This is a genomic window from Mycobacterium sp. (assembly GCF_049608025.1).
GTDB lineage: Bacteria > Actinomycetota > Actinomycetes > Mycobacteriales > Mycobacteriaceae > Mycobacterium.
Window position 1 is genome coordinate 24,403 of the sequence record NZ_JBMYXC010000033.1, and the last position, 14,002, is coordinate 38,404.

The window sequence follows — 14,002 nt, forward strand, 5'->3', positions numbered from 1 at the left end:
GCCTCCAGGCAGCCTCCACGCCACCGCCCCACATGAAGGGGGTGCACAGGTGTGCCAACCTTGGGGCGTGACGAAGACACCGGTGTGCGTGGTCGGACTGGGCCTGATCGGTGGCTCGGTCATGCGTGCGGCCGCAGCGGCTGGCCGGGAGGTGTTCGGCTACAACCGATCCGTGCCCGTCGTCGAGGCTGCGCGCTCCGACGGATTCGAGGCCACCTCCGACCTCGACGAGGCACTGTCGCGGGCTGCAGCCAGTCGAGCGCTGATCGTGTTGGCGGTGCCCGTACCCGCGTTGGGATCGATGCTGGGCCATATCCGGAATGTCGCGCCGGACTGCCCCTTGACCGACGTGACCAGCGTCAAAGGCGCCGTAATCACCGAAGTCGCCGAAGCGGGCCTACTTGAGAGGTTTGTCGGCGGGCATCCGATGGCAGGTACCGCAGATTCAGGATGGGTGGCCGGGGACGCCGACCTATTCGCCGACGCGCCATGGGTGATCAGCGTCGACGATGAGGTCGACGCAGGCGTGTGGACCCAGGTGATGGACTTGGCCCTGGACTGCCGGGCCTTCGTCGTCCCGGCGCGTTCCGACGAGCACGATGCCGCCGCCGCGACGATCTCGCATCTGCCGCATTTGCTGGCCGAAGCTCTCGCCACGGTCGCCGCCGAGGTTCCGTTGGCGTTCCCGTTGGCGGCCGGGTCGTTCCGTGACGGCACCCGCGTCGCGGCCAGCGCGCCGGAGTTGGTGCGGGCGATGTGCGAAGCCAATTCCGCGCACCTGCTGCCGGTGCTCGACCAGGTGATTCACCTGCTCGGCGACGCCCGGGACGAGTTGGCCCACAACCGGCCCGTCTCAGGGCTTGTCGAGACCGGCTATGCCGCCCGGACCCGGTACGACAGTTTCAGCCGGCCGCAGATCGACTCGACGGTGATCGGCGCCGAGGGCTGGCGCGACGAACTAGCCGCCGCCGCACGCGCGGGCGGCGTGATCAGATCCGCGCTGCCAACCCTGGGTAGTCAAGAATGAAACCGTCCGCATCGACCCTGACCTTCGTCTGGGCCACCGGCGAGTGCACCTTGATGCCGTCGTCCTCTGAGGTATAGCTGATCGTCGAGACATCTACCGACAGGTCAGGCACCCGGACGTAGACGACCGGAAGGGTGACCGTCTCCCCGGCCGTGCGAAACACCTCTGTGCGACGAATCGGCAACGCATTGAAGAACGCGCTGAAAATCACGTCGACGTCGAGTGCGCCGTCGAACGCCGACCGGCTGGTCTGACCGGAATGATCCTGCACCAGCCACATGCTCTCCTCGTCGCGCGCGATCGACAACTGGCGCTCACGCTCGGCGAGGGTGACGGTCAGGGACAGTCTCTTGGTCGCACCCACATCGTCGGTTACGAGATCGTAGGAGGCGCTGAACGCCGGATGCGACGCAGTGGCTGCCGCCACCATTCGGCCGTAGGCCTTCACCCGGCCACCCGTGACTTGTACGCGCGCCGACTCCATCCGCGGTTCATCCTGCGCGCCCCAGCTCAGGATGGCCGGCCACGGGCCTTTCGGCTCTTCGGCTGCACTCACCTCTCTACCGTAGGCGACGGGTCCCCTCGATCGTGGCGAGCTGGAGAACTGGAACGAGAACTGCGTTGCGAACCGCGCTGCGTCCGCTGCCAGGACCCCGATTCGAGAGCGACTTCATCGCTGAGGAGCGGCTGCGGCATCGCGCGAAATTTCCGGAGCCGGCCGCTGCCGGGCATCGACGCCCACACCGCGAACGCCAGTGCCGCGTCGAGAATCAGCGCCAATGCGGTCACCATCAACGCCCCCACCAGGGCGATGTGAAACTGCCGCACTTTGATGCCGTCGATCAGATACCGACCCAGCCCGCCGAGGCTGGCGTATGCCGCGACCGTCGCGGTCGCCACGATCTGCAGCGTTGCGGTCCGCAATCCGCCGAGGATCAGCGGCAGCGCATTGGGCGTCTCGACGCGCAGCATGATCCGCGCCTCCGTCATGCCCATCGATCTGGCGGCGTCCACCACCGTTCGATCCACATTCGCAATACCGGCATAGGTGCCGGCCAGCAGTGGCGGGATTCCGAGCAACATCAGCGCGACGGTGGGCGGCACCAGCCCAAGACCCCACAGCAGCACGCCCAGCAGCAGCACGCCCAGCGTCGGCAGCGCCCGCAGCGCATTGACCCCGGTGACGATGAGGAACGTGCCACGCCCGGTGTGCCCGATCAGCATTCCGATCGGAACCGCGACCAGCACCGAGAACACCACGGCGACGACCGTGTACTGAAGGTGCTCCGATATGCGGGCACCCAGGCCCGCCGGACCCACCCAGTTGGCCGCGGTGAAGATGAACGACAGCGCCTGATCGAGGAAGTTCACGCTGGCTCCAAGGTGCGTCCGGCCTTGCGTCGGCGAGTGAGCCGCGGCTCCCGGGACTGAGCTCCCGCCCAAGGCGTCAAGGCCTTGCCCGCCAACATGATCAGGGTGTCTATGACGATTGCGAGCACGAAGATCGCGATGATGCCCGCGACTATCTGGTCGCTCTTGTTGGACTGGTAGCCCTCGGTGAACCAGGTGCCCAAGCCGCCGATGCCGATCACCGAACCGACTGAAACCATCGAGATGTTGGTCACCGCAACCACTCGCAAGCTGGCGATGAGAACGGGAATAGCCAGTGGAAGATCGACTTTCATCATCCGCGTCAGCGGCCGGTAGCCCACGGCGGTAGCGGCGTCACGCACGGGTTCGGGCACCGCGTCCAACGCCTCGGGTACCGCTCGCACCAAAAGTGCTGTCGTGTAGAGCGTCAACGCGACGATGACGTTGGCCTCGTCGAGGATGCGGGTAGGAATGATCAGTGGCAGAACGACGAACAGGGCCAGGGACGGAATCGTGAAGATAATGCTCGCGGTCACCGTCGTCAGCCTGCGTAGCGCCGTAGTGCGCTGCACAAGCGCACCGATTGGTACGGCGATGAGCAGCCCCAGGACGACCGGAATGAGGGAAAGCCTCAGATGAATCACCGTCAACGCCCACGCGTTGTCGAGGTTGTTCAGCAGATATGTCACTGCGCTGACCGCTGTTTCTTGAGCGCATCGATCACATCGTCGGCGAGCACGCCGCCGATCGGCTTACCGTCGGTGTCCACCGCCACCCCGAGCCCCGACGGCGACGACAGGGCCGCGTCGAGCGCCTGCCGCAGCGAGTCCTCCGGGCGGAACAGTGAACCGCCCGCAGTCGTACTGTCGTACAACGGTTTCCCAGAGCGGTGCAGGTCCACGCCTGCACCGTCGATCCACGCGTACGGAGCGCCGTTGGGTTTGGTCACCAAAGCCCACTCCCCGGCACGCAATTCGATGGCGTCGATTCCGGCCTCACTCACCGCGCGAATATCGTGTACCCGAAGACCGGTGGCGTGCCGGAACTGCAGCCCGCGGTAGCCCCGGTCAGCACCGATGAATCCGGCGACGAAATCGTTGGCAGGGTTGGACAGGAGCCGCTTGGGCTCGTCATATTGCTGCAACACCCCGCCGAGGCCGAAGACTGCGACCTTGTCGCCGATCTTGATGGCCTCGTCGATATCGTGGGTGACGAAGACGATGGTCTTGTGCAATTCGCTTTGCAAGCGCAGGATCTCGGCCTGCAGTTCCTCGCGGACGACCGGGTCGACAGCACTGAACGGCTCGTCCATCAAGAGGATCGGAGGGTCCGCGGCCAGTGCCCGGGCCACCCCGACACGCTGCTGCTGGCCACCCGAGAGTTGAGCGGGGTAACGGTCGGCCAGCTTCGGATCCAAACCCACCCGCTCGAGAACGCCGAGCGCCGACTTGCGGGCCGCTCGGCGCGACTCTCCCTTGAGCACAGGAACTGTCGCGACATTGTCGACCACGCGCTGATGCGGCATCAGCCCGGCACTCTGGATGACGTAGCCGATACCAAGTCGCAGTCTCACCGCGTCAACCTTGGTGACATCTTCTCCGTTGACGGTCAAGGTGCCCGAAGTCGGCTCGATCATCCGGTTGATCATCCGCATCGAGGTGGTCTTGCCGCAGCCCGAGGGCCCGACGAACACGACGAGGTTGCCCTCGGGAACCGCAAGGTCGAGGTTGTCGACGGCAACGGTGCCGTCGGGGTACTGCTTGGTGACGCCGGCGAATTCGATCATCGCGATCCTCTTCTGCTCATGGCTGGAGCGGCTGGTCAAAGCCGTTGTCCCGTACCCAGTTCTGCGCAGCCTCTTCTGGGTTGATGCCAGAGTTGCCCGTTGACTCGGTATTGAGCCTGATCAAATCCTCGGTAGTAAGCTTCGCCGACACCGCATCGAGCACCTTCTTGAGTTCGTCGGATTTCTTCTGTGCGCTGACCAGTGGCACCACATTGGCTGCCAGGAAGTTGTTCTTGGGATCCTCCAGCACCACCAGATTGTTCTCGGCGATGGCGGGCGAAGTGCTGAAGATGTTGGCGGCAGTGACGGTGCCGTCGGTCAGCGCGCGCACGGTGGCCGGACCCCCGCCGTCGCTGATCGCGATGAAGTTCTGTTGGGGCACCTCCAGGCCGTAATTCTCTTTGAGGCCGGGCATCCCCTCGATACGATTCAGAAACTCTGACGGCGCAGCGAATTTGACCTCGGAAGAATGCTCGGCGAGGTCACCGATCGTCTTGAGGTTCCACCGCTGGGCGGTCTCCGCAGACACCGCGACGGTGTCCTTGTCCTCGGCCGGCGACGGGTTGAGAATCGACAGGTCGCCGGGCAACGCCCGAAACAGGGCCAGCAGCACCTCGTTCGGGGTGGTGACGTCGGACTCCGAGTCGAAGTACTGCAGCAGATTCCCGGTGTACTCGGGAATCAGGTCGATCGAGTGGTCCTGCAGTGCGGGGATGTACGTCTCGCGGCTGCCGATACCGTACTGTCGGCCCACCGTGAACTCGTTGGCCTCCAGCGCCTGCGCATAGATCTCGGCGATGATCTTGGATTCCGGGAAGTCCGCGGACCCGACGACGATCGTTTTCAGGTCACCGGAGATCTCTCCGCCGCCGAGCGGGTTCGAACTCCCGCACGCCGACAAGGCAGGCGTGACCAGCACGAACAGTGCCGCGAGCGCGGCAAGGGCCTGAATTCGCATCCGAATTCGCAGGGTTCGCCGGGGGCTGTTCACGCGCAAGACCTTTCGGTAGACGAGCCTGCGAAGAGGGCTGGGGTGACCCTATCGTGACCAGCCTGGTGGTTTCGCCCAACGGACAAAAGGGCAATCATGGACCTATGACCAGCGATCGATCCGCGTCGCCTAACCTGCCCCCGAAATCCGGATCGCCCGGAAGACCGGCCAAGGGAAGCTCCCCCAAGGGAGGCCCACCCGCGCCCAATTCACCCTCGAAGAAGCCGCCTCCCGAGTCTGCGGTCACCTTCACCAAGGCCGCCGCCATGTGGGGGGCGCTGATCCTGGGTTTCCTCATCCTGATCGTGCTGCTGATCTTCATCGCGCAGAACACGACGTCCACAGAATTCGCGTTCCTGGGCTGGCAATGGCACCAGCCGCTGGGGGTGGCCATCATGTTCGCGGCGGTGGCGGGCGGGCTACTGACCGTCGCGGTCGGCGCGGTGCGCATCTTCCAGCTTCGGCGCGCGGCGAAGAAGAACCTCCAGGCAGGTCTGTAGCGGCGGAGCCGCTGCAAGGAGTGGCCTTTGGTGATCATCGCGCGGCTTACGCCCCGTCTCGGTTGCCGTTCCCTCGCCGCTACTTCAGCGGGGTAATATGTTTAACATGAGTACCTATAGCTTGAAGGAGTTGCGGCAGCGACTCGGCGCGATCGTTCGCGAAGTCGCCGCGACGGGAGAGGAAGTGGTCGTCACCGACAGCGGCACCGAAGTAGCTGTCATCGTCGGTATGGCCGACTACGAGCGGCTACACGAGCACGCCGATGTCGCCGACGCCTTACGGTTGCGAGGCATGCGCGAGCAGCCATTTGAGGCGATGTCGATGTCGGAGATGCTCGATGAGCTTGGCGTCGATGCCAGCGCCGTCGTGCGGGCGTCGTGAATCTGGCTTTTCATCCCGACACACTCAAACAGCTTCAACGATTGCCGCGGGTCGTGTTTGAGGCTGCGCTACCAGCCATCATCGCCCTGAGTCGGGAGCCACGGCCCGGTGGCGCTAAGAAGCTGGTCGGCAGTCGCAACGACTGGCGCATCCGAATCGGTCAGTACCGGATCATCTATGAGATCAACGAAGCGGAGAATCTGGTCACCATCTACAACGTTGCGAAACGGGCCGACGCTTACAAGAGATAGCTTCGCCTATTCACATTCCTTGTGCGCCACCGACATGGAGCAACCGTCAGGACAGCTCGGCCAGGCCGGCCGCAATCAACGGCGCGACAGCTTCGCCGACCTTGTCGATATCTTCAGCGGCGCCGCCTACTCGCGCCCGATAAGCGATCCCGGCACCGATGATGGCCAGCTTGAAATAGGCCAGCGCCATGTAGAAATCCCAGTGGTCCAGCGGCTGCCCGGCGGCCCGCGAGTACTTCTGCGCCAGCTCGTCGGGGCCCGGGATCAACTCCGAGGCCCATGCCGCGTCGGCGTGTACCAGGTGAAACGTCGGGTGCCGGTACACGCACATCAGGGCGGCGTCGCTGAGCGGGTCCCCCAGGGTGGACATCTCCCAATCCAGAACGGCGACGACCTTTGTCGGGTCGTCGGCGTCCAGGATCGTGTTGTCGATGCGATAGTCGCCGTGCACGATCGCGGTCCGGCTCTGCGGCGGAATCGCTTGGGCCAGCTGCGCGTGCAGTTTCCGGACGTCCTCGTCGCAGGGGTCGCCGTCGTTCTTGACCAGCTCCCATTGCGAACCCCAGCGGCGGACCTGGCGTTCCAGGTAGCCGCTCGGCCTGCCGAAATCACCGAGTCCCACCGCGTCGGGGTCGACCGAGTGCAGGTCGGCGAGCACCTTGATCAGCGCGTCGACGCACGATTCGATGGTCGCCCTGTCGCCCAGCGCCTCCAACTCGGCACTGTGGCGCACCACCCGGCCGGGCACGTACTCGACCATCTGGAACGGCGCACCGAGCACGGAGTCGTCGTTGCGCATCGTCACCGCAGGCGCGACCGGCACCGGCGTGTCCGCGAGCGCCGCCACCACCCGGTACTCCCGGGCCATATCGTGCGCGGACGGCGTCACACCGTGTAGCGGTGGGCGACGCAGCACCCACCGCGACGCATCGTCGAAGACCAGGAACGTCAGGTTGGACCGGCCGCCGGCGATGAGCTCGGCACGCAGCCCGCCGCTGCGCGGAATCCCGGCCTCACGCAGGTGGCGATCCAGGGCGGCAAGATCGAGGCCATCGAGATCGGTCACGGGACTTGTCTACCATCGCGTGTTTCGAGGCAGTAGGTCCCATACATGTTCGGTCCCGTTGACGCAGGCGACCGCCAGCCGCCCGGTGCGCGACGACAGCAGCCGGGTCACCGAGGCGTAGTCCACGTGGAACGACAGCAGCCGCTCGGTGCCCAGTATCTGGTGCAGCAGCACGTTGATCACCCCACCGTGGCTGAACACCGCCACCGTGTCGTCGTGCTCGGCCCCGGTGACCAGATCCTCGACGGCGCCCCGCACGCGCCCCAGGAACTCCGCCTCGTCAACCCCACTGGGCAGCCGCCCGCTGAGCAACCGCTGCAGCTCGTCCGGGTTCTCGGCCGCGATCTGCTCGACCGGAATGTAGTGCGGGTGGTCGCGGTCGTACTCGGCGAGGCGCTGGTCGACCTCGACGGGCATACCCAGCGCATCAGCCACCGGCTGAGCGGTCTCGACCGCACGCATCTGAGGGCTGCTCACCACGCGCTGAATGGGAAACCGGGCCAGCGCGTCAGGCAGTCGGGCCGCCTGCTCGATGCCTACGGCGGACAGCTGCGGGTCCGAGCCCTGCCCAGGTTCGCTGCGCAGCGGCAGCGCATGTCGGACCAGCAGCAGTTGCACCGTCTCACCCTATGGCCCCGAGCTGCCGCCCTGCTCGTGACCCATCAGGGCGTGACGATGTTGAAGTCGGGATTCGGCCGGTCCAGCACCCCCACCAGAGAGGCCAGCACCTCGGCGTCGCCGGTGATCTCCAGGCCCGGCGAGGCATTGTCCCCGGCCGCCAGCGTCAGCAGCCGCCCCTTGGTCGCGAGCCGGATGGTCGCCTGCGCCGTTGCGGCTTCGGCGGCCACCTTTCGATAGACGAGCACGCCGTTGCGCACCGTGATCCGATAGTTGGCCGCCGCGTCGACGAACGTGACATCTATGGCGATGTCGAGGCTCCAGGCGCGCGGGCCGTTGACGCTGATCGCCAGCACGTCGAACATCTGCTCCGGCGTCAGCTGCGCGGCAATCGACGCCGACGAGGTCTGCGTGGGGGTACCGAAGTTACCGTCCCGCAGCTCAGTGGCGCCGGCCAGGAAGAAGTTGCGCCAAGTTGCCGTCTCGGACCCGTAGGCCAGCTGTTCCAGGGTGTCGGCATACAGCGTCCGCGCACCGCTGTGGTTCTCGTCGGTGAAAATTGCGTGGTCGAGAAGGGTTGCCGCCCAGCGGAAATCACCTTCGTCGAAGGCGATCTGGGCGATTTCAACGACCTTGTCCACGCCGCCCATCGCGGCCACGTACCGCGGTCCGATCGCTTCCGGCGGGTGTGCCCACAGTCGTCCCGGATTTCCATCGAACCAGCCCATGTAGCGCTGATAGACGGCCTTGACGTTGTGGCTCACCGATCCGTAGTAGCCCCGGGTGTGCCAGGCGCGCTCCAGCGCGGGTGGCATCTCGAATGTCTCGGCGATCTCTATGCCGGTGTAGCCCTGGTTGAGCTGGCGCAGCGTCTGATCATGCAGGTAGGCATACAGATCCCTTTGCAGGGAAAGGAATTCCACCATCCTGTCCTTACCCCAGGTGGGCCAGTGATGGGAGGCGAACACGACGTCGGCGCGGTCGGCGAAGGTGTCGATGGCCTCGGTGAGATACCCCGCCCAGCCGTGTGGGTCGCGCACCAGGGCGCCGCGCAACGTCAGCAGGTTGTGCAGGTTGTGTGTGGCGTTCTCGGCCATGCACAGCGCGCGGTAGCGCGGAAAATAGAAGTGCATCTCGGCCGGCGCCTCAGTGCCCGGCGCCATCTGGAACTCGATCTCAACGCCATCGATCGTGTGCTTCTCACCCGTTTCCCGGATGTCGAGGGTCGGCACAATGATTGCCACCTCCCCCGCCGACGGGGTCTGCCCCAGTCCGCAGCCCACCTGTGCTTGCGGACCCCGCTCCAGGACGGCGCCGTACATGTAGCCGGCCCTTCGTGCCATCGCCGTCCCGGCATAAACATTCTCCTGAACGGCGTGCTCGACGAAGCCCTCCGGCGCGAGCACCGCCACCGTGCCTGCATCGACGTCGGACTGCGTCGTCACACCGAGCACGCCGCCGAAGTGGTCGACGTGGCTGTGGGTGTAAATGACGGCGACCACTGCGCGATCACCGCGGTGCTCCCGGTACAGCGCCAGCGCAGCGGCCGCGACCTCGGTGGACACCAGCGGATCGATCACGATGATTCCGGTGTCGCCCTCGACGAACGTGATGTTCGACAGATCGAAGCCGCGCACCTGATAGATGCCCTCGACCACCTCGTACAGACCCTGTTTGGCGACCAGGGACGATTGCCGCCACAGGCTGGGATGCACGGTGGTCGGAGCGTCCCCGGCCAGGAACGCGTACACGTCGTTGTCCCACACGACCCGACCGTCGGCCGCCTTGATGACGCACGGATGTTTCGCGGCGATGAACCCGCGGTCGGCGTCCTCGAAATCCCTCGTATCCTCGAACGGCAGGGTGCTGAGGTGCTCTCGGTGGGCGGCCTCGATGGACGGAGTGGGCGGCTTGTTTTCCATCACTTCAGATTGCCACGAAGCGACGGCCGACGGTGGTTCACTGACATGATGGATGTTCGCCGAGTGGTCACCGGACACGATGCGTCCGGCAAGTCCGTCTTCGTCAGTGACGACGCCGTCGCGCCGCGCAATCCAGTGCTGCTGCCCGGGTCGGATTTCCATCTGCTCTGGGGCGGTGACCGGACACCGCAGTTCCCCGATGAAGGATCGATGCCGCACTGGCGCAGCTACTTCCCGCCGATCGGCGGGTTCCGGTTCTCGATGTTCTCGCTGCCGCCCGGAACCGCTGAGGCCAACCCGCAGAAGCTCGGCGCTCAGGACGCTCGGGCCGACGCGGAGGCGAAGCTGCCCGGCCTGCTCGGCTACATGGAGCCCGGGGAGCCCGGGATGCACACCACCGCCACCATCGACTTCGAGGTGGTGCTGGAAGGCAGTGTGATATTAGAGCTCGATGACGGCGCCGAGGTGACGCTGCACCCGGGAGACACTGTGGTGCAGAACGGCACCCGGCACCGTTGGAAGAACCCGGGGGTCACCACGGCCCGACTTGCGGTGTTCATGTGTGGGGCCGTCCACTCGGGCGTCAGTCCCGAATCAGCACCGCCCGCCGGCTGAGTGACGCGTCAATCATCCGATCTGCGGGACCCGGGTGACGGCCAACTCGGACAGGTTGGCGTAGCAGTCGATCGCCATCGTCAGATCGGCTTCTGCGAGCAGACTCTGAACAACATGGGCGGCCCCCTCGCGGCCGGCGATGGCCAGGCCATAGACATAGGGGCGGCCGATCCCTACCGCGGTCGCACCCAGCGCCAGGGCCCGCACGATGTCCACCCCGTCGCGGACGCCGGAGTCGAATGTGACCGGCAGTCCGTCGACCGCTTCCACGATCGCGGGCAGGTGCTCAATGGCGGGAATGCCGCCATTGGCTTGGCGGCCGCCATGATTGGAGCAGGCAATGACATTCACCCCGGCGTCCTTGGCGCGCCGCGCATCCTCGGGATCGCAGATGCCCTTGAGGACGATGGGCAGTTTTGTGATTTCTCGGATGTGCGCGATGTTGTCCCAGGTGAAGGCTGGATCGGAGAACAGCGTCGACCACACCTGTCCGGCACGCAGCGGGTCAAGATCGTCCTTCGACTTGACACCGGCGATCTCAAGAAATCTGGGATCGGACAGGTAGTTGGCGATGCAGGTTCCGCGCATCATCGGAACGAATCCGTGGCTGAGATCACGCGGGCGAAAGCCCAGCGATCCGGTGTCAAGAGTGACCGCGAGCGCATCGAAGCCCGCGGCTTCGGCTCGATGTATCCAATTGTCAGTGAGCTCGCGGTCGGTGGACGGATAGAGCTGGAAAATACCCAGGGAGTCGCCCCTTGCTTCGGCGACTTCTTCGATGGTGGCGTTTGACAGCGTGGAGTACATGCCCGCGATGTCGAGGTCAGCGCACATTCGGGCGATTTCCAGATCACCGTCGGGGTGGACGGCCCCCAGCACACCAACCGGACAGATGAAGATCGGCGCCGCAAGGCGACGGCCCACGAGTTCGGTCGAGAGGTCCCGAGTTGTCCTGTCCCGCAGCATCCGAGGTACCAGACCATATGCCCGCAGCCCGGCGACATTTCGATCCTGAGTGGTCTCGTCCCCTGCACCGCCACGGACGTAACCGAAAATCAAGGGGTTCATCGCCTTCTCGGCGCGCCTCTCGAGTTCCGCGAAGCCAAAGGGATACGGACTCGTCTCGTTGTCGACACCCTTGGCGTAGAAATCGTTTTGCCAGTTCCCGAAATTCTGCACGGCGCAATCCTACTCAGGCGCCGGCCGGACGGGCGCCGGAAAGCGCGAAGACCGTTGTGCCACTTCCGAGTTGCCCGGCGTCTCGACGTCGGTCAGTGTTCGTCGGTCAGTGTTCGTCGTAGTGATCACCGTGGGCGGCGTGGCGGCAGCCGTCATGGACATAGTCCAGGTGGTCACCGTGAGGCACCGCGACATGACCACAGCCGGGGCCGTGGCGGTGATCATGCCCATCGTGAACTGAGTGCTCGCCGTGCGCTGGTTCGCATTCGTCGTAATGGCCGTCGTGTTCTCGGTGTAAGTGCCCGTCATGGACGTAGTCGACGTGGCCGTGGTGCGGGATGGCGACGTGTCCACACTGCTCACCGTGACTATGGTCATGTCCGCGATGCTCGGAATGGGGCGCTGTGCTGGTCATCTCAAATCTCCTGGCTGCCGGCTGCGTGATCGGCCGACGAGCCCGATCACTCCATGTCGATGACTCCATATTAGAGAAGACATATTAGAGAAGACGCATATCAGGTGAACAGTCGAATCTTCGAGCGGGCCCAGGCCGTCCCTTCCGGACGCCGCCCGGCTACGAGGCGTGGGAGTGTTTGGGCTCAGAATCAGGGGCAGGCGTGGCCAGCGCCGCAGCGATACCGGTGGTCAGCGGTACCGACAATGCCAGGGCTATCCCGCCAACGGACGAGCGCGCGATCTCGATGGCCACGCTCTCGCTGACCAACACGTCGCCCAGCGCCCGGTCCGAGGCCGACAACAGCAACAGCAGCGGTAGCGCGCTGCCCGCGTACGCCAGCACCAGGGTGTACACCGTGCTGGCGATGTGGTCGCGGCCCACCCGCATGGCCGCCACGAATACGCTCCGTCGGGATTGCCCCCCGGCCCCGGCCAGCTCGAATACCGTCGAGGCCTGCGTAATGGTCACGTCGTTGAGCACACCCAGGCTGCCGATGATAAATCCGGCCAACAGCAAGCCCCCGATGGAGACCTGGCCCATCAGGGCACTGACATCCCTGTTGTGGTCCTCCGACACCCCGGTGAGGTACGTCATCTCGATGGCACCCCAGGACAGCAGCGCGGCCAGCAGCATCGACATGAGCGTGCCCAACAACGCCGCACTGGTGCGCAGACTTACGCCGTGCGCCAGGTAGATCACCGCAAAGAGAATTGCCGAAGATCCGACCAGCGCGACCGGGAATGCCGGTGCGCCGTCACGCAGGGCAGGCAGCAGAAATACCACCAGGACCCCGAAAGCAACGACGATCCCGACCAACGCCAGAAAGCCCCGCCAACGTGCCACCAGGACCGTCACCACCGCAAAGAGCACAGCTAATCCGAGAAGCGGAAAGGAGCGTTCGTAATCGTAGAATTCGTAGCTCGTGGCGCCTTGAGGATCCACCATGCGCATGAGGCGCAGCTTGTCCCCGGAGTCGAGGCTGGGCTGCATTGGCGTGTCGGTGAATTCCAGCAGGGTGGTTGCTCCCGCATTGGGGCCGGAGTCGATCGCGACTACCGCCAGCAGACAGTCGCCGCGTTCGGCATTGCCCGGCGCCGGAGGCGCAGTCAACACCTGTCGCGCGGACGGACTACCGCACGCGCCGACCGTGCTGGACATCACCTGGCCGCCCACCATGGTCACCGCGCTACCCGCGGGGCTTCGGAGCGCCAGGGGGAGCTCGTCGTGCTTACCGCTCGGCCACAACAGAACGGCCCCGACGGCGACTGCGATCGCGATGGCCACCAAAGCCCCGACTACGATCCTGGCGGCTAGCGGCTTCAGCTCGACAGGGGTGGTGGGAGAATGCGAATGTGCCACCCCGACAGGCTAACGAAGTGCGACACGGCGGCGCCGGAGCTTTGGGCCATGAAGATACCAATCACCTTGCGGCAGTTGGTGGCCACTGGCTTGAGCCGCCAGTAAGTGCGCCCGAAGAGATTCGAACTCCCAACCTTCTGATCCGTAGTCAGATGCTCTATCCGTTGAGCTACGGGCGCTTGCATGTTCAGTTGTGTGGCGGAGGCGAGAGGATTTGAACCTCCGGTCCGCTTTAAGACGGACAACTCATTAGCAGTGAGTCCCATTCGGCCGCTCTGGCACGCCTCCCAACGTTACCGCCGATGGATGAGCGTACACAGCGCCTGCCTCAGGAGGCAAAGCAGATGCAGGGCTCGCCCGCACAGGTCATAAACTAATTGGGTGCCCGCTCGCCTGCGTCCCGAACTCGCCGATCTGCCCGCCTACGTTCCGGGGAAGACGGTGCCCGGCGCGATCAAGATCGCGAGCAACGAGACGG

General features: G+C 65.0%; 17 protein-coding genes and 2 tRNA genes. 6 read left to right on the forward strand and 13 right to left on the reverse strand.

The annotated features are described in order from the left end of the window. Window positions 1–67: 67 nt before the first annotated feature. Entirely contained in the window at window positions 68–1,027 is a 960-nt protein-coding gene (locus ACPGXI_RS12120) for a prephenate dehydrogenase (RefSeq protein WP_526653145.1), read from the forward strand. On the opposite strand, the gene ACPGXI_RS12125 is transcribed toward ACPGXI_RS12120, so the two are convergent. The 5 genes from ACPGXI_RS12125 to ACPGXI_RS12145 are packed head-to-tail and all read right to left on the reverse strand — an operon-like array spanning window position 990 to window position 5,142. Continuing rightward, window positions 990–1,583: a putative glycolipid-binding domain-containing protein gene (locus ACPGXI_RS12125; protein WP_526653147.1), complete on the reverse strand. Its 594-nt coding sequence runs from the start codon at window positions 1,581–1,583 to the stop codon at window positions 990–992. The genes ACPGXI_RS12120 and ACPGXI_RS12125 overlap by 38 nt on opposite strands. Beyond that, complete coding sequence (locus ACPGXI_RS12130) at window positions 1,580–2,398, reverse strand: ABC transporter permease (RefSeq protein ID WP_526653149.1); 819 nt, start codon at window positions 2,396–2,398, stop codon at window positions 1,580–1,582. The genes ACPGXI_RS12125 and ACPGXI_RS12130 overlap by 4 nt, the downstream gene beginning before the upstream one ends. Further along, window positions 2,395–3,087 (reverse strand): ABC transporter permease, encoded by a 693-nt coding sequence (locus ACPGXI_RS12135; RefSeq protein ID WP_526653151.1) that lies wholly within the window; start codon window positions 3,085–3,087, stop codon window positions 2,395–2,397. The genes ACPGXI_RS12130 and ACPGXI_RS12135 overlap by 4 nt, the downstream gene beginning before the upstream one ends. Then, window positions 3,084–4,184 (reverse strand): ABC transporter ATP-binding protein, encoded by a 1,101-nt coding sequence (locus ACPGXI_RS12140; RefSeq protein WP_526653153.1) that lies wholly within the window; start codon window positions 4,182–4,184, stop codon window positions 3,084–3,086. The genes ACPGXI_RS12135 and ACPGXI_RS12140 overlap by 4 nt, the downstream gene beginning before the upstream one ends. A 16-nt stretch (window positions 4,185–4,200) precedes the next feature. Beyond that, complete coding sequence (locus ACPGXI_RS12145; protein WP_526653179.1) at window positions 4,201–5,142, reverse strand: ABC transporter substrate-binding protein; 942 nt, start codon at window positions 5,140–5,142, stop codon at window positions 4,201–4,203. Between the two features lie 137 nt (window positions 5,143–5,279). Between ACPGXI_RS12145 and ACPGXI_RS12150 the strand changes: the two genes are divergently transcribed. From ACPGXI_RS12150 to ACPGXI_RS12160, 3 genes are all read left to right on the forward strand, one after another. Beyond that, window positions 5,280–5,675: a LapA family protein gene (locus ACPGXI_RS12150; RefSeq protein WP_526653155.1), complete on the forward strand. Its 396-nt coding sequence runs from the start codon at window positions 5,280–5,282 to the stop codon at window positions 5,673–5,675. A gap of 106 nt (window positions 5,676–5,781) precedes the next feature. Continuing rightward, window positions 5,782–6,057: a type II toxin-antitoxin system Phd/YefM family antitoxin gene (locus tag ACPGXI_RS12155; protein ID WP_526653157.1), complete on the forward strand. Its 276-nt coding sequence runs from the start codon at window positions 5,782–5,784 to the stop codon at window positions 6,055–6,057. After that, window positions 6,054–6,308: a type II toxin-antitoxin system RelE family toxin gene (locus ACPGXI_RS12160; RefSeq protein WP_526653159.1), complete on the forward strand. Its 255-nt coding sequence runs from the start codon at window positions 6,054–6,056 to the stop codon at window positions 6,306–6,308. Before ACPGXI_RS12155 ends, ACPGXI_RS12160 begins: the two co-directional genes overlap by 4 nt. Before the next feature lie 46 nt (window positions 6,309–6,354). Here ACPGXI_RS12160 and ACPGXI_RS12165 read toward each other — a convergent pair whose 3' ends face one another. The 3 genes from ACPGXI_RS12165 to ACPGXI_RS12175 are packed head-to-tail and all read right to left on the reverse strand — an operon-like array spanning window position 6,355 to window position 9,914. Then, window positions 6,355–7,374 (reverse strand): phosphotransferase family protein, encoded by a 1,020-nt coding sequence (locus ACPGXI_RS12165; RefSeq protein WP_526653161.1) that lies wholly within the window; start codon window positions 7,372–7,374, stop codon window positions 6,355–6,357. A 9-nt stretch (window positions 7,375–7,383) separates the two neighbouring features. Continuing rightward, a complete protein-coding gene (locus ACPGXI_RS12170) occupies window positions 7,384–7,992 on the reverse strand; it encodes a histidine phosphatase family protein (protein WP_526653163.1) in 609 nt (202 codons plus the stop codon). A gap of 44 nt (window positions 7,993–8,036) precedes the next feature. Continuing rightward, window positions 8,037–9,914 (reverse strand): alkyl/aryl-sulfatase, encoded by a 1,878-nt coding sequence (locus ACPGXI_RS12175; protein ID WP_526653165.1) that lies wholly within the window; start codon window positions 9,912–9,914, stop codon window positions 8,037–8,039. A 48-nt stretch (window positions 9,915–9,962) separates the two neighbouring features. On the opposite strand from ACPGXI_RS12175, the gene ACPGXI_RS12180 reads away from it, so the two are divergent. Further along, complete coding sequence (locus tag ACPGXI_RS12180; RefSeq protein WP_526653167.1) at window positions 9,963–10,529, forward strand: cupin domain-containing protein; 567 nt, start codon at window positions 9,963–9,965, stop codon at window positions 10,527–10,529. A 12-nt stretch (window positions 10,530–10,541) separates the two neighbouring features. Here the strand turns inward: ACPGXI_RS12180 and ACPGXI_RS12185 are convergent, their stop codons facing one another. From ACPGXI_RS12185 to ACPGXI_RS12205, 5 genes are all read right to left on the reverse strand, one after another. Then, a complete protein-coding gene (locus tag ACPGXI_RS12185; protein ID WP_526653169.1) occupies window positions 10,542–11,708 on the reverse strand; it encodes an alpha-hydroxy-acid oxidizing protein in 1,167 nt (388 codons plus the stop codon). A gap of 106 nt (window positions 11,709–11,814) precedes the next feature. Then, window positions 11,815–12,123 carry a hypothetical protein gene (locus ACPGXI_RS12190; RefSeq protein ID WP_526653171.1) on the reverse strand — a complete coding sequence of 103 codons (309 nt, stop codon included), beginning with the start codon at window positions 12,121–12,123 and terminating at the stop codon, window positions 11,815–11,817. A 159-nt stretch (window positions 12,124–12,282) separates the two neighbouring features. Then, window positions 12,283–13,524, reverse strand: a complete 1,242-nt coding sequence (locus tag ACPGXI_RS12195; protein WP_526653173.1) for a YibE/F family protein — start codon at window positions 13,522–13,524, stop codon at window positions 12,283–12,285. A gap of 106 nt (window positions 13,525–13,630) precedes the next feature. After that, window positions 13,631–13,703 (reverse strand) — tRNA-Arg (locus ACPGXI_RS12200). A gap of 17 nt (window positions 13,704–13,720) precedes the next feature. Next, a tRNA-Ser gene (locus tag ACPGXI_RS12205) sits at window positions 13,721–13,812 on the reverse strand. A 93-nt stretch (window positions 13,813–13,905) separates the two neighbouring features. Here ACPGXI_RS12205 and ACPGXI_RS12210 point away from each other — a divergent pair. Further along, window positions 13,906–14,002: hypothetical protein (locus ACPGXI_RS12210; protein WP_526653181.1), on the forward strand; the 97-nt coding region annotated here is incomplete at its 3' end.

What these genes read in the sequence shown, in the direction of transcription:
- ACPGXI_RS12140 (WP_526653153.1), bottom strand. Translation starts at nt 4,184, where the DNA reads ATGATCGAATTCGCCGGCGTCACCAAGCAGTACCCCGACGGCACCGTT.
- ACPGXI_RS12145 (WP_526653179.1), bottom strand. Translation starts at nt 5,142, where the DNA reads ATGCGAATTCAGGCCCTTGCCGCGCTCGCGGCACTGTTCGTGCTGGTC.
- ACPGXI_RS12150 (WP_526653155.1), top strand. Translation starts at nt 5,280, where the DNA reads ATGACCAGCGATCGATCCGCGTCGCCTAACCTGCCCCCGAAATCCGGA.
- ACPGXI_RS12155 (WP_526653157.1), top strand. Translation starts at nt 5,782, where the DNA reads ATGAGTACCTATAGCTTGAAGGAGTTGCGGCAGCGACTCGGCGCGATC.
- ACPGXI_RS12175 (WP_526653165.1), bottom strand. Translation starts at nt 9,914, where the DNA reads ATGGAAAACAAGCCGCCCACTCCGTCCATCGAGGCCGCCCACCGAGAG.
- ACPGXI_RS12180 (WP_526653167.1), top strand. Translation starts at nt 9,963, where the DNA reads ATGGATGTTCGCCGAGTGGTCACCGGACACGATGCGTCCGGCAAGTCC.
- ACPGXI_RS12190 (WP_526653171.1), bottom strand. Translation starts at nt 12,123, where the DNA reads ATGACCAGCACAGCGCCCCATTCCGAGCATCGCGGACATGACCATAGT.